The organism is Agromyces cerinus subsp. cerinus (assembly GCF_900142065.1).
Lineage (GTDB): Bacteria > Actinomycetota > Actinomycetes > Actinomycetales > Microbacteriaceae > Agromyces > Agromyces cerinus.
Map to the genome: position 1 here is coordinate 46238 of NZ_FSRJ01000003.1, position 13514 is coordinate 59751.

12 protein-coding genes and 1 tRNA gene are annotated in these 13514 nt (G+C 67.0%); 5 read left to right on the top strand and 8 right to left on the bottom strand.

The genetic code is table 11. The annotated features are described in order from the left end of the window. Positions 1–76 precede the first annotated feature (76 nt). Positions 77–150 (top strand) — tRNA-Gly (locus BUR99_RS10655). Here BUR99_RS10655 and BUR99_RS10660 read toward each other — a convergent pair. The 5 genes from BUR99_RS10660 to BUR99_RS10680 form a co-directional block, all read right to left on the bottom strand. Continuing rightward, the gene (locus BUR99_RS10660; protein ID WP_394327840.1) at positions 102–2447 is read right to left on the bottom strand and encodes a glycoside hydrolase family 3 N-terminal domain-containing protein; all 2346 of its coding nucleotides are present in this window, start codon (positions 2445–2447) and stop codon (positions 102–104) included. The two genes, BUR99_RS10655 and BUR99_RS10660, sit on opposite strands and share 49 nt — an antisense overlap. Continuing rightward, entirely contained in the window at positions 2444–3649 is a 1206-nt protein-coding gene (locus BUR99_RS10665) for a glycoside hydrolase family 1 protein (RefSeq protein WP_074260388.1), read from the bottom strand. Before BUR99_RS10665 ends, BUR99_RS10660 begins: the two co-directional genes overlap by 4 nt. Before the next feature lie 125 nt (positions 3650–3774). Then, positions 3775–4662, bottom strand: coding sequence for a carbohydrate ABC transporter permease (locus BUR99_RS10670; protein ID WP_074260389.1), 888 nt, complete (start codon positions 4660–4662; stop codon positions 3775–3777). Between the two features lies 1 nt (position 4663). Then, complete coding sequence (locus tag BUR99_RS10675; protein WP_234980827.1) at positions 4664–5620, bottom strand: carbohydrate ABC transporter permease; 957 nt, start codon at positions 5618–5620, stop codon at positions 4664–4666. Beyond that, the gene (locus BUR99_RS10680) at positions 5617–6909 is read right to left on the bottom strand and encodes an extracellular solute-binding protein (protein WP_084183923.1); all 1293 of its coding nucleotides are present in this window, start codon (positions 6907–6909) and stop codon (positions 5617–5619) included. Before BUR99_RS10680 ends, BUR99_RS10675 begins: the two co-directional genes overlap by 4 nt. Positions 6910–7076: 167 nt before the next feature. Between BUR99_RS10680 and BUR99_RS10685 the strand changes: the two genes are divergently transcribed. From BUR99_RS10685 to BUR99_RS10700, 4 genes are all read left to right on the top strand, one after another. Continuing rightward, a complete protein-coding gene (locus BUR99_RS10685) occupies positions 7077–8066 on the top strand; it encodes a LacI family DNA-binding transcriptional regulator (RefSeq protein ID WP_074260391.1) in 990 nt (329 codons plus the stop codon). Positions 8067–8273: 207 nt separating this feature from the next. Then, positions 8274–8642, top strand: a complete 369-nt coding sequence (locus BUR99_RS10690) for a hypothetical protein (protein ID WP_074260392.1) — start codon at positions 8274–8276, stop codon at positions 8640–8642. Then, a complete protein-coding gene (locus BUR99_RS10695; protein ID WP_143231596.1) occupies positions 8642–9466 on the top strand; it encodes a hypothetical protein in 825 nt (274 codons plus the stop codon). The genes BUR99_RS10690 and BUR99_RS10695 overlap by 1 nt, the downstream gene beginning before the upstream one ends. 398 nt (positions 9467–9864) lie before the next feature. Then, positions 9865–10569, top strand: coding sequence for an SOS response-associated peptidase (locus BUR99_RS10700; RefSeq protein WP_074260394.1), 705 nt, complete (start codon positions 9865–9867; stop codon positions 10567–10569). A 36-nt stretch (positions 10570–10605) separates the two neighbouring features. Here the strand turns inward: BUR99_RS10700 and BUR99_RS10705 are convergent, their stop codons facing one another. The 3 genes from BUR99_RS10705 to BUR99_RS10715 all read right to left on the bottom strand — a co-directional run bounded on the left by BUR99_RS10705 (position 10606) and on the right by BUR99_RS10715 (position 13498). Continuing rightward, entirely contained in the window at positions 10606–11001 is a 396-nt protein-coding gene (locus BUR99_RS10705) for an SHOCT domain-containing protein (protein ID WP_074260395.1), read from the bottom strand. Positions 11002–11144: 143 nt separating this feature from the next. Then, positions 11145–11942: a DUF2306 domain-containing protein gene (locus BUR99_RS10710; protein WP_084184010.1), complete on the bottom strand. Its 798-nt coding sequence runs from the start codon at positions 11940–11942 to the stop codon at positions 11145–11147. Between the two features lie 86 nt (positions 11943–12028). After that, positions 12029–13498, bottom strand: a complete 1470-nt coding sequence (locus tag BUR99_RS10715) for a DUF2252 domain-containing protein (RefSeq protein WP_074260396.1) — start codon at positions 13496–13498, stop codon at positions 12029–12031. Between the last annotated feature and the right edge of the window lie 16 nt (positions 13499–13514).

Here is a 13514-nt window from a genome sequence, read left to right on the forward strand (position 1 = left end):
CGAATCGTGCGGGCGGGTAGCGAAGCGCATCGAGACCGTTGATACGATGAGACCGCCGCATCCTCGGATGCCGCATGCGGATGTAGTTCAATGGTAGAACTTCAGCTTCCCAAGCTGATAGCGCGGGTTCGATTCCCGTCATCCGCTCCACATGTCATCGGGCCGGCGAGGGCGACCACGCGGAAGCGCGCGCGCTGACAGGTCGCGGCCAGCGACGAGGGCCCGACCCGGAGTTCGAACTCGCCCGGCTCGACAACACGCCGGCCGCTCGCGTCCACGATGGTCAGGTCCGCCACAGGGACAGCGAAGTCGACCGTCGTCCGTTCACCGGGAGCCACGTCGATCTGTTGGAACGCTTTCAGCTCCTGGTCGGCCCAGCTGACCGAGGTGACGAGATCGCTGACATACAGCTGAACGGTCTCCCGCACCAGTCGCGATCCGGTGTTCACCACTTCAATCGACGCGTTCACGCAATCGTCGACCCCGACGTCTGCGGACGCGAGCTGCACAGGACCGTATTCGATCGTGGAGTACGACATCCCCTCACCGAACACGAAGGCGGGCTCTTGGGTGAGGTCTGCGTACCGATCGCCGTGCTGTCCGCGCACCTGGTTGTAGTAGGTGGGCTGCTGCCCGACGTGACGGGCGAACGAGATCGGAAGCCGTCCGCTCGGTTCGCATTCGCCGAGCAGAACCTCCGCCAGGGCCCTGCCACCTTCCATCCCGGGGCTGCCCACCCAGAGCAGGGCATTCGCGTTCAGCGCCGACGCGGGCAGAACCATCGGCTTCGACGCCATCAGCACGACCACCAAGGGAACTCCCGTCGCTGCGAGGGCGTCCAGCAACGCGATCTGACCGCCCAGCAGCTCGAGCGTCGCGGTCGAACGACCTTCACCGACGAGATCGATCGTGTCGCCGACAACGCAGACGATCACATCCGCCGAACGGGCGCACGCGACGGCCTCCGCGAGCTGACGTTCGTCCACGGGAACCGACGTGGCCACACGAGGCCGCGGCTGACCGTCGGGGAAGTGCTCGCCGGCGGGATCGGGCATGAGCGCGACGATCTCCGCGCCCCGCGCGTATTCGACGACGCATCCAGCGGGGGCGCGTTCACGCAGCCCGTCGAGCACCGTGCAGATGAGATCCCGCGGCTGTCCCTCGAGCCATCCGGCCTGGCCCGATCCGCCCGCCCAGTCACCAAGCTGGTTCTGGGCATCGTCCGCGAGCGATCCGACGACAGCGATTCGCGCGGGACCGCGCCGCTCGTCGTCGGCCAACGGCAGCGTCCCGTCATTGCGCAGCAGGGTGACGGAGCGACGCGCGATCTCGAGGTTCACCTCACGATGGGCATCGCATCCGATCGTCACCGCGATGGCCTCCTCGTCTGGGACACGCGGGTTCTCGAACAGCCCGAGCTCGAACTTCAGCCGGAGTATGCGGGCGACCGCACGATCGAGATCGGCTTCCCCGATCAGTCCGCGTCGGAACGCCTCCTGTGCCCCCGCGAAGAAACCCGGGGTCGCCATGATGACGTCGTTGCCTGCGCGGACCGCGGCCGCTGACGCTTCGACATGACTCGAGTGGACCCGCTGCTCCCAGACCATCCGGCCGACGTTGTCCCAGTCGGTCACGAGTGTTCCGGTGAAACCCCACTCGCCGCGCAGGACGTCGCCCAGTAGCCAGTCATCCATCGTGATCGGCACGCCGTCGATGGACTGATAGCCGAGCATGAAGCTCGCGCAGCCCTCGCGCGCCACACGCTCGAACGGCGGAAGGAACCAGCTTCGCAACTTCCTGCGCGACAGGTCGCCTTCGCTCGCATCCCGTCCGCCCTGGGTCTCGGAGTAGCCCGCGAAGTGCTTCGCCGTTGCGAGGATCGCGGAGGTGTCCGCCAGCCCACGCCCTTGGTATCCCTTCACCATCGCCGACGCGAGTTCCCCGATAAGGTACGGATCCTCGCCGAACGTCTCCCCGATCCGCCCCCATCGCAGGTCTCGTGCGATGCAGAGAACCGGCGAGAACGTCCAATGGATACCCGTCGCCGCTGCCTCGACCGCCGTCGAACGCGCAACCGCCTCCAGCAGGGTCGGGTTCCACGACGCGGCCATCGCCAGCTGTGTGGGGAAGATGGTCGCCCCCTCCCAGAACGAGTGCCCATGGATGCAGTCATCCGCCACCAGGATGGGGATCCCGAGCCGAGTGCTCGCGACCAGCTCGTGCGCCAGACGCAGCCGGTCCGACGACGCGTGCAGCAGCGATCCGACATGCATGTCCAGGATCGAACGCTCGAGATCGTCCCGGGCGTCCAACTGCATCATCTGCCCGATCTTCTCGTCGAGCGTCATCCGGCCGATCAGATCGGCCACGCGGTCAGCGACGGGCAGTCGTCGATCTCGATAGTCGAGTGTCTCGGTCTGCCCGGTGCGCGCCCCCGAGCCCGTCAACGAGCTGCGATCGGGAGAGAACTGCTCTGTGCGATGGCACCCAGCCATGCCAGGCTCGGCTTCGGCGTGCGCTCGAAGGTTGCGCGATCCACCGCGATGAGGCCGAACGTGGGCGTGAACGATCCCCACTCGTAGTTGTCCAGCAGCGACCAGTGCAGGTAACCGCGCACATCGCACCCGTCGTCCATGGCATCGCTCATGGCGACGAGCGCCCCGCTCGTGTAGGCGACCCGGCGTTCGTCATCGGACGTGGCGATGCCGTTCTCTGTGACCATCATCGGGACGCCGCCGGTGACCTCCCACGTGTGGCGCAGCGCATGCCCGAGCGCCTCCGGGTAGTACTCCCACCCGGTCAGAGTGACGTCCGTGCCCTGCGGCCACGCCTGCGGGCCGTAGCCGCGGTCATCGTCCGTCGGTCCGATCACCGTGCGCAGGTACGACTGCACTCCGATGAAGTCATCGTCCCGCGCCTGTTCGAGGAAGAAGTCCTCTCGCCAGTACTGCCATGCATCGCGCTGAGTCTCCCAGCCCGGCATCGCCTGGTACACCTGGTTGGCGACGGTCCATCCCACCTTCGCGTCGGGAAGCGCCTCGTGGAGGACATCGACCGCCGCGCGATGTGCAGCGGCGATCGCACGGGCCACCACAGGATCCGGATCGTCGGGATAGTTGACCCCGGTACCCGTGTCGACGGTGGTCTCCAGGTTGGTGACCAGCATGTTCGGTTCGTTGATCGTGATGACCCACGAGACATCCGTCAGGATGCTGCTGGCGATGCGCGCGAAGTTCGCGAACACGGTCGCACTGTCGGATGCAGCCCATCCGCCGCGAGCCCGCCACCAGCGGGGGAAGCTGAAGTGATGCAGCGTGACGATCGGTTCCACGCCGAGCTCGCGGCACGTGTCGATCATGCGCCGGTAATGCGCGAGCTGAGCCAGCGAGACGACACCCTCCTCCGGTTCGATGCGCGCCCACTCGATCGAGAACCGATAGGCGCGGAGACCTGACGCGGCGAGCAGGGCGATGTCCTCCGGGTAGCGGTGGTACGAATCGCAGGCGTCACCCGAGGGCTCCGAGACCGTCGCCCGCGGGTGGTATTCATCCACCCAGTTCGTCGAGTTCACGTTGCCGCCCTCGATCTGGTGGGCGGCGGTGGCCGCTCCCCACAGGAATCCTTCGGGGAAGTTGGTGGTACCGGTCATCGGTCTCCTCAGTTTCTGTGTTCTGCGGAGCCACTACGGCTCCGGATGAATGGGATGCGGCTGCCCACACGGTGCGGACGTGGCCGCGGTGATTCAGTGGACCCGGTCGGGCACCGGCTCGATGGTCACTTGATGCCTGTCATGGTGATTCCTTGGATGAAATGCCGTTGCATGGCGACGAACAGCACGAGTACCGGGATCACGATCAGGAAGGACCCGGCCATCTGCAGTCCGAAGTCCGTGCCATGACCTCCCGACTCCGCCGAGAAGAGCGCGAGCGACACCGGGAGCGTGTACATCGAGTCGTCCTGGGCGATGATCAGCGGCCAGACGAAGCCATTCCACGAACCCATGAAGGTGAAGATCGCCAGCGTCGCCAGCGGAGCCCTGCACAGGGGCAGCACGATCTGGAAGAAGATCCGGAAGTCACCCGCGCCGTCGATGCGTGCCGCATCGAGCAGTGCGTCCGGGATCTCGAGCATGAATTGCCGCATCAGGAAGACGCCGAACGCGCCGACCATGCCAGGCAGGATGAGCCCCCAGTACGTGTTGACCATGCCGAGGTTCGCCACCAGCACGAACTGCGGGATGAGCATCACGATCCCCGGCACGAACAGGGTTGCGAGCACGACGACGGTGATCGCCTTCTTGCCCGGGAAATTCATCTTCGCCAGTGCCCAGCCGACCATCGACGAGAGCAGCAGCGTCGCGAAGACGGTGACGAGCGCGACGATGACGGAGTTCAGGAACGGTCGCAGGATGTCGAACTCGAAGAGCCACGCCTTGAAGTTGTCCAGTGTGGGCGCTTGCGGCCACCAGGTGATCGGTCGGGCCAGCAGCTCGGCATTCGACTTGAAGGACCCGAGCACCATCCACACGAACGGCAGGATCGTCGCCGCGAGTCCCATCGCCAGAATCGCCAGAATGATCAGATTGCCCCACCTGATCGGGCGCCGTCGCCGGCTGACGGCTGCCGGCGCACCGGCGTCTGCTCGTCGCTCAACTGTGGTCATGTCAGGTCCTCTGCCGGAAGAAGCGGAATTGCACGATCGCAAGGATGCCGATCAGCGCGAAGAGCACGTAGGCCCCCGCGGCGCCGACCGAATAGTTGCCGTACTTGAACTGGTTGTAGACCTGCAGCGCGACCGACGTCGTCGAGTCGAGCGGACCGCCCTCGGTCATGACGAACGGCTCATCGAAGAACTGCATGTAGCCGGTGGTCACGAGGATCGCGTTCAGCAGAATGGTCGACATCATCATCGGAATCGTGATGCGGAAGAGCTTCTGGGCGGCGTTCACACCGTCGAGGGCGGCCGCCTCATGGACGTCGCTCGGGATGCCCTGGAGCCCAGCGAGGAAGATCACCATCGACACCCCGATGTTGCGCCAGATCGCCATGATCGTGATGGCCAGGAGTGCGGTATTCGGATCCGAAAGCCAGTTGGGTCCAGTGACTCCGAACCATCCGAGGATCGTGTTGAACACCCCGGTGTTCTGGTACATGATCCGCCACACGATCGCGACCGCGACGATGGTGGTGATCACCGGCGTGTAGTAGCCCACACGGAAGAAGGTGGCCACTCTACGACCGACCGAGTTGAGCATGACAGCGAGCACGAGCGCGATGAACAACGTCGTCGGCACTCCGATCGCGACGAAGATCAACGTGTTGAGCAGCGCGCGTTGAAACGTCTCGTCCGTCAGCACCGTGACGAAGTTGTCGAACCCGACGAAATCCACGTTGAGCGGGGTGCGGATGTCGCGCGCCCTGAGGTCGGTGAACGACATCACGAGCGAACTCACGAGCGGGATGAGGCCGAACACCCCGAACGTCAGGACGAATGGCGAAACGAAGATCCAGGCGATCAGACTCGAGCGCCGCCGCTGGGCGGCCAGGGAACCCACCTTCCCCGGCCGCCGCTGGGCGGCCAGGGAACCCACCTTCCCCGGCCGCCGCTGGGTGATCGTCACCAGCCGAAGCCGATCGCGGTCGCCTTCGTCTGAATCTCCTTCGCGGCGTCCGCCGCCGACATCGTGCCGCGCGCGACCATTTCGGAGTACTTGCTGATCAGATCCGACACCTGGGACCACGTGGGGTAGTTCGGCGTCGCCACGGTGTCATTCATCTGCTGCATCAGCGTGCTCGTGACGGGGTTGTCCTGGATCGGCTGATAGCCGGCGGCGCCCGTGTTCGCAGGAAGCTCGCCCTGAAGGTCGTACCACCCCTCCTGCTGCTGGGTCTTCCCCATCCACGACACCAGGGACCAGGCGGATGCCTTGTTCTTGGATGCCGAGAAGACGCCGAGGTTGCCCCCGCCGATGTACTGGTCGCCGTTGCCCGCAGGGCCCTTCGGCGCTACGGCGTAGCCGACGGAGTCCATCGTGAACCCGGCGGGCGCGGTTCCCTTCTCGATCTGGTCCTTGTAGATGTCGAGCATCCACGGACCCGAGATGAACATCGGGGTGCCGCCGTTCTCGAACGTCGCGTCGGTGGATGCCTCGATCGGCGCCTCTCCGCGCGTGAAGTACCCGGCGTAGTAGTCCAGCGCGCTGATGAACTCCTTGGTGTCGATCGTCCACTGCTTGCCGTCGGTCATGGACCCGCCCGCCTGGGCGACGAAGGGCACGATCACCTGCGCGGGCTGCTCCGTGGGCCTCGGAAGGCTGAGCCCATAGGTCCCACCCGGACGCGACTCGAAGGCGGCCGCCATCTTCTGCATCTCCTCCCACGTGGTCGGTGCGGACAGGCCGAGCTGGCTCGCGATGTCCTTCCGGTAGAAAAGGAATCGCGTCTCCACGTACCAGGGCATCGCGTAGAGCACGTCCTTGTCGCCCGTGACGGAGTCGACGGCCGCGGGGTAGAAGTCGCTGTCGTCGTAGACGCCTCCCGGCAGCTCGTCGAACGCGCCCATGCCGATCGCGGTCGCGGTCTGGTCCGCGCCGGTCATGATGATGTCCGGCCCCTTCCCTGCCGCAGTGGCCGTCTGGAGCTTCGTGATCACCTGGTCCCACGGGACATCCGTCACCGTCAGCGATGCCTCCGGGTTCGCCTCGAGCCACGCCAAAGCGAGCTTCTGGAGGTTGTCCGCGTGGCCGCCCGCGGTCCACACCTGGATTTCGCCGGATGCCTGCCCTGCAGGCGCGGGTCCGCCGGCGGCGCCATCCGATGTACCGGCGTCGCCGCCACGTCCGCAACCACTGAGGACTAGGGCTGCGGCGACGGCTACCGCTGTGGCCCGAGCTACTGTCAACCTGCGCATACTCACTCCGTTGTGTTTCGATAGTCATCTTCGAAATTTCGATGACACATTACGAAAGAGCATAAGGTCAGCGTCGGAGGCTGTCCACTCATCCTCGGCATCTTTTGGCCGCAGTTCCGTCGCCAAGTTTGCTAGGATTTTCGGAAAGTCACCGCTAAGGAGCCTGGATGGCCACGCAGCTAGCGCAGATCGCAGCAGAGGCCGGGGTGTCCGTCCCCACCGTCTCCAAAGTGCTGAACGCGAGGGCGGATGTCTCGCCGACGACGCGAGAACGTGTGACCGCTGTCCTCGAGCAGCATGGTCTCGCGATCCGACCTCGCCCGCGTGCGACCACCGGCCTCCTCGATGCGCGCATCGTCAACTTGGACGGCGCGTGGGCCGAAACAGTCGTACGCGGTGCCGCCGCTGCCGCTCGACGGCACGACAAGGACCTCGTCCTCACCGTCGACCCGGACCCAGACGACTGCGACGGCTGGGTTCGGCGGGCATTGGCACGTGGCACGGATGGACTTGTGAGCTTCGTCGCCGTGCCGAGCGAAGACGCTCGGCGCGGACTTGCCGACAGCGGTGTCCCGCTTGTCGTCGTTGATCCGCTGCACCGAGTGCCCGATGGCACAATGTCGATCTCCGCCACCAACTTTCAGGGCGCATTCGATGCGACCAACCACCTGCTGGCGCTCGGGCATCGGCGAATCGCCACCGTCACCGGCCCATTCGACCAGGACAACGCGATCGCCCGATTCGCAGGGTTTCAAGCCGCGATGCTGCAATCCGGACAGCCTGTCGATCCCGGACTGGTCGATCGATCCGGCTACGGGATCCCTCACGGGTACGACGCGATGCGAGCACTACTGGACGAAGCGGACCCGCCGACCGCCATCTTCGCCGCGAGCGACGACAGCGCCCTCGGCGCGATCCGAGCCATCCGCGAGCGCGGGCTGCATGTCCCCGACGATATTTCCGTGATCGGGTTCGACGACCTGCCGTTCTCACAGTGGACGGATCCTCCGCTGACTACGATCCGTCAGCCGCTGGCCGAGATGGGCGATGCCGCCGTCGAACTGCTGATCCGGATCCGGGCGGGGCTGGCGCCGACCGCGCACACCGAATTGTCGACCCGGCTGATCGTGCGCTCGTCCACCGCACGCCTGGGTTAGCTCTCCCTCCCCGTGGTGTTGGTGAACGCGGGCCGAGGGGACCGTGCCACCGATGCCGGTGTGGGGTCTGAATTCACGCGCGCAGCGCGCGGAAACGGAGAGTCGCCGCCAATTGTGGCGATAGCGTTGGGATTTCGCCCGCAGACGAGTGCTCAGGACTCCTTCCGCCTCGCTCGGTCGAGCTTTTCAAAGAAGAGAGCAGACCTGATGTCAGATTCCTCGAACGCCCCCGAACCGGACTTCGACTCGGGCCCCTGGGCGACGATCGCATCGGGCATGAAGGTGCACACCAAGCGCGGTCGCCTGGTCATCTCCGAAGGTCACCTCGGCCTGCTTCGCGAGAACGGGGACCTGATCGACAGCGCGCCGGTCTCGGCCGTGCAGGTCAAGAAGGGCTTCACCTACTCGATGAGCTCGATCCCGACGATCATCGTGAACAGCACCAAGTACAAGGTGATGGTCTCCTACGAGCTCTCCCTCGAGCGTGGACTCGGCGACGAGCAGGCCAAGGAGATCCAGGCCGAGGACAACGAGAAGCTGTTCGCCGTCGTCCGCGGCCTCGGCGGCAAGGCATAGTGGTCGGTTCCCGCTCTCGCGCCACCCGGCACGAGCTGGCGCAGATGTTCTGCGACGAGCGGGGCTATCGCTTCCGCGACCGCATCGTCAACCTCCCGGTCTCCGGACTCCTGTTCCGGAGCTCGAAGAACGTGGTCATGACGGGCGTCGTCGATGCGCTCGACGCCGCCGCACCGTTCATCTTCGCCGGGGTGTCGGCGCGCGGACGGCGACTGCGGGGCCTGAAGCTCATCATGCTCCCGTTGCCGCGCCCGGTGCCGAACATGGTGCTGCTCAGCGCGACCGGGAACGTCCTGAAGCACCTCGGCATCGCGCTGAAGGAGTCCCAACGCCTCACGGTGGAGGGTACCTTCCAGAGCGTCTTCACGCTCTACTGCCCCGCGGAGTACGAGCGCGACGCACTCTACGTGTTCACCCCCGACCTCATGGGTCGGCTCATGGATGCCGCCGCGGGCTGCGACATGGAGATCGTCGACGACCGGGTGCTGATCTACGCCCCGCCGCATGCGTTCTCGAAGCCGGGACAACTCGACGCACTGCCCGGCCTGGCGCAGTACCTGCACGAGAAGTTCGAGCGCCAGACTCGCCGCTACCGCGATGAGCGCCGCACCGACGAGGCGCTGGACGACCCCTTCAGGCGCGCGCAGGTCACCACGAGCCGGGGAACCGAGGAGCGGCATCTGGTCGGTGCCTCGGGCCGTCGCCTCCGCACGCGCACCACGGCATGGCAGAAGGTCGGAATCACCGCCGCCGCGACCCTCGCGCTGTCGGCGGCGCTCTACTGGATCGGAATGGTCGCCACGGCGATGTTCGCCGCAGCCTGACCATCGAACGACTGGCGCCGCCGACCGCGATGACCGCGCGACATTCGCGACACGACATCCGCACGCGCGCGCGTCGACCCCCGTATGGGGGTGTTCGTAGTGGTAATCTCGTGCCACCACCACGACCGGCGGCGACTGCGATTCGGGTTCGCAGCCTCCTCAGTACCGGTCGTGTTGGCCGGGCGAGGAGCAGAAGGGGGCCAACCGCTTCCCGTCCCTGAGTGACGCGTGCGCTCGTGCGTACGCCATCGATGCGACCGCGACCCTACCCGCGTTGGCCATCGATGGCCGGGCTGGTGAGACCCCTTCACCGGCCCGGCGGCCCGAACCGTGCACGACGGTGACCGGGCACGCGGCACGCGCTGGCCTGTGTCGGCGGCCGGGTGCAGACTGGCAGCATGTGCGGACGATTCGCGAACGACGCCAAGATCGACGAACTCATCCAGGAGTTCGTCGCCGAGGGCGGCGACTACCGCGACTGGCGACCCCAGTTCTCCATCGCGCCGACCGAGGTCGTGCCGATCGTGCGGGAGCGCAAGAACAGCGAGACCGGCGAGGTCAGGCGTTCGGTCGACCCTGCGGTGTGGAACTTCCGCCCGTCGTTCATGAAGGAGTCGAAGCGCCCGCAGTTCAACACGCGCATCGAGACGGTCGCCACCAACGGGTTGTGGAAGGGCGCCTTCGCGTCATCCCGCTGCCTCGTGCCGATGCGCGGCTACTACGAGTGGACCGGCGAGCCCGGCAGCAAGCAGGCCTGGTTCCTGCACGGCGACGAGCCCCTGCTCGCCGCGGCCGGCATCTACACGGCGCGCAAGGTCGGCGACGAGTGGGAGGTCTCGACGTCGATCATCACGCGCGAGGCTCGGGATGCCTCGGGCGAGGTGCACGACCGCATGCCCGTCTTCCTCGACCGCGACGCATGGAACGACTACCTCGCGCCCGTGAAGCTCGACGAGGCCAGCAAGGCCGAGATGCTCGCGCTCATGACGGCCGAGTCCGAGCGCGTCGCCGCCTCGATCTCGAACTACGAGGTCGACCGGCGGGTCAACAACTCACGAGCGGTCGACCCGGCCGACCCCACGCTGATCGAGCCGCTCGGCTGACGACGGCGCGACCCGCACGGGTCGCGCCGTCCCGTCTCAGTACTTGCCGCCGAGCGCCTTGTTCTTCAGCGCCTCGAACTCGCCGTCGGTGATGAGCCCCTGCTCGCGCAGCGACTGCGCCTTGGTGATCTCCTCGGCCGGATTCGCGAACGACATCGAGCGGATCTCGTCCTCCGAGTACTCCTGGTACTCGACCTGCTTGCGGGCCGAGCGCTCGGCCATCCCCCTGCCCCTCGCGATGAGGTAGACCAGCGCCGTGACGAACGGCACGAAGACGAGGAAGATCACCCACAGCGCCTTGAACCAGCCGTTGAGCGAGTGGTCGCGGAAGATGTCGATCAGCACGTACACCAGCACGAACAGGTACGCCACGTAGGCGAAGATCCAGAAGCAGAACCAGAACCAGTCCCAGATGCTGTTGAGGAAGTACATTGGCGATCGCCTTTCGACCGAGCCGGCATCACCGGCGAGCAGAGTCGGCACCGAGACGGCGCCATTTGGTCCTTCTGCCGTCAACCTAGCGCAGGCAGTGCCTCAGAGGACTGAGGCACGCGAGACCGCATCGATCGCGCCGTTCACGTCGTCTTCGGGGGCACCGGACTACCCGGGCGATGCGCCGGAAGGGCGTACGACGGAAGCCCGCGGCGACGGATCAGCCACTCGGCGACGAGGAGGTTCGGGATCCAGCAGAGGAAGGGCACCGCTGCGTAGGCGTTGTCGAACGCGGCTTCGAAGTCGAAGTCTCCGCCCGGCAGCGCCTGCGCGCCGAGCAGCACGCCGATCCAGAGCCGCAGCGTGACCGCCGCGTAGGTCAGGGCGAAGTTGCGCATCATCCAGGCGCGGTGGCTCGCGACATCCCCCGCCCTGATCGATCGGTAGGCGCGCAGTCCGGTCGCGATCCACAGCACGGCGAGGGCACCGAACCCGAAGAACCCGACGAGGCCGGCCGAGTTGAACGGGGCCATCACGAGACCGGCGACGCCGGCGGTCAGCACGGCGACGAGGTACCCGCGGCCGGTCCAGCGGTGCACACGCGGATGCCTCGTGCGAAGCCCTCGCCAGAACTGCAGCGGCCCGACCACGAGTGCGACGCCGCCCGCGACGATGTGCACGTAGAAGGCGAGCTGCACGAACGCAGGGCGGCCGTCGTAGTTCGGGGCGAGACCCGCGCCCTCGTCGGCGAGCGCGGCGAGCGATGCGGTGAGATAGGGCACGACGGCGTAGACGGCGATCGCCAACGACGACAGCAGCACCCACGTCCATGCCGCACGCGTAGCGATCGAGCCACCGGCGCGGGAGGTCGGCGTGCCTCTTCCCTCCGCTCGCCGGGAGTCGGGGATGGATGCGGCCTGGGTTCTCGTGCCTGCGCTCATGCGGCCCAGCATCGCGACCGGCACGGCGCGCCGTCATCGGGCGCTCCCCCGGATCCCGACGGGTGGTAACCCCCCAGCGGGAGCACCTACACCTCGGAGGCCGCCTCCAGCCGACCCGATTCCACGGCCGCGACGAACGCCCGGTAGTCACGTTCGTTCTGGTCGGCGTACGCCACCGCGAAGTCGGCGATCGCCTCATCGAAACGGTCGCTGCCGCCGAGGTATCCGGCGATCGCGACCCGGTCGCCCGAACGGGCGTGGGCTCGCGCGAGCGTCTCGCCGCAGACCCGCGCGTACAGCTTGGCGCCCGACGGCACGCTGGTCTCGATGTCGAACGACCCCTTCCAGTCGTGCAACTGGCGCAGGTAGAAGTCGCGATCGACCCCGTCGTGGCCGGCGGCGCGCTGCCAGCCGAGGAAGATGTCGCTTGCCGCCTGCATCGTGCGTTGCCCGCGAACGACGCGTTCGCCGTGGTGGTCGTACGCACTCGGTGCGAGGAAGCGCTCGAGCACGGACGCCTGCGCCTCCTTGGCCTGGAGGAGCAGCGGGTCCTCATCGTCACGGCCGCGCAGCAGCACGATCCACGCCCTCGTGCCGACACTGCCGACACCCACGACCTTGCGGGCCATGTGCAGGTAGGTGAACTCCTCGAGCGGATGCCTCGCCAGCGGCAGCGTCGTGCGATAGTCGCGCAGCAGCTCGCGCATGGCCAGCTCGTCATCGGCGCGCGTGCGGCCGAACGGCGCGAGGTCTTCGACCGGCACGATGAGCGGCGGGTCCGCGGCGATGCGGAGTTCGCCGTCGACGACGCGCACGAGCTTCGAGAAGGCCTTCATGCTGTCGCGCGTCCTCGCCTTCGCGAGGATCGAATCGGTGCGCTTGACCTGCTCCTTCTCGGCATGGCCGGAGAGCCGCTCGGTGCGCACCCACTCGGCGAGCGTGTCGGCGTCGAGCCGGTCGTACCAGGCATCGAGCACGCGGGACTCGGCGGCCCGATGCATCCGCTCGCGATAGCCGCGCACCGCCGCGACCGTCACCTCACGGCCTTCGTCGCGGGAGAATCCGCGCGCCCGGGAGCCGATCTCGAAGCTCGCCGCGAGCCGCTTGAGGTCCCACTCCCACGGCCCCGGCAAGGTCTCGTCGAAGTCGTTGATGTCGAAGACGAGCTTGCGCTCCGGGGAGCCGAAGACGCCGAAGTTCGACAGGTGCGCGTCGCCGCAGATCTGTACCGTGATGCCGGAGTCGGCCGTGCTCGCGAGATCGGCCGCCATGATCAGCGCCGCCCCGCGATAGAACGTGAACGGCGAGACCATCATGCGCGCGTGCCGGATCGGGATGAGCTCGGCGACCCGGTTCGTCGCCTGCTCCTCGAGCAGCGCCACCGGGTCGGGCCGATCGGCCGCGGGAGCCCAGTCGGCGTGGTCGGGCCGCGGCGAGCGCCGACGCGCGGCGCGCCCCCACTCGGCTCGGGCCGCGAAGTCGGTCGGGTCCGGCGGCGGCGCGGCGGGCCCGCCTGCCGTGCCGGTGGCATCGGATGCCTCGTGGTGTGCCTTCATGGTGCTCCCCCGTTCC

Excerpts from the sequence above, each read along its gene's own strand:
- BUR99_RS10685 (WP_074260391.1), top strand. The coding sequence starts at position 7,077 with ATGGCCACGCAGCTAGCGCAGATCGCAGCAGAGGCCGGGGTGTCCGTC.
- BUR99_RS10715 (WP_074260396.1), bottom strand. The coding sequence starts at position 13,498 with ATGAAGGCACACCACGAGGCATCCGATGCCACCGGCACGGCAGGCGGG.
- BUR99_RS10665 (WP_074260388.1), bottom strand. The coding sequence starts at position 3,649 with ATGACCGGTACCACCAACTTCCCCGAAGGATTCCTGTGGGGAGCGGCC.
- BUR99_RS10670 (WP_074260389.1), bottom strand. The coding sequence starts at position 4,662 with ATGACCACAGTTGAGCGACGAGCAGACGCCGGTGCGCCGGCAGCCGTC.
- BUR99_RS10700 (WP_074260394.1), top strand. The coding sequence starts at position 9,865 with ATGTGCGGACGATTCGCGAACGACGCCAAGATCGACGAACTCATCCAG.
- BUR99_RS10710 (WP_084184010.1), bottom strand. The coding sequence starts at position 11,942 with ATGAGCGCAGGCACGAGAACCCAGGCCGCATCCATCCCCGACTCCCGG.
- BUR99_RS10705 (WP_074260395.1), bottom strand. The coding sequence starts at position 11,001 with ATGTACTTCCTCAACAGCATCTGGGACTGGTTCTGGTTCTGCTTCTGG.
- BUR99_RS10690 (WP_074260392.1), top strand. The coding sequence starts at position 8,274 with ATGTCAGATTCCTCGAACGCCCCCGAACCGGACTTCGACTCGGGCCCC.
- BUR99_RS10680 (WP_084183923.1), bottom strand. The coding sequence starts at position 6,909 with ATGCGCAGGTTGACAGTAGCTCGGGCCACAGCGGTAGCCGTCGCCGCA.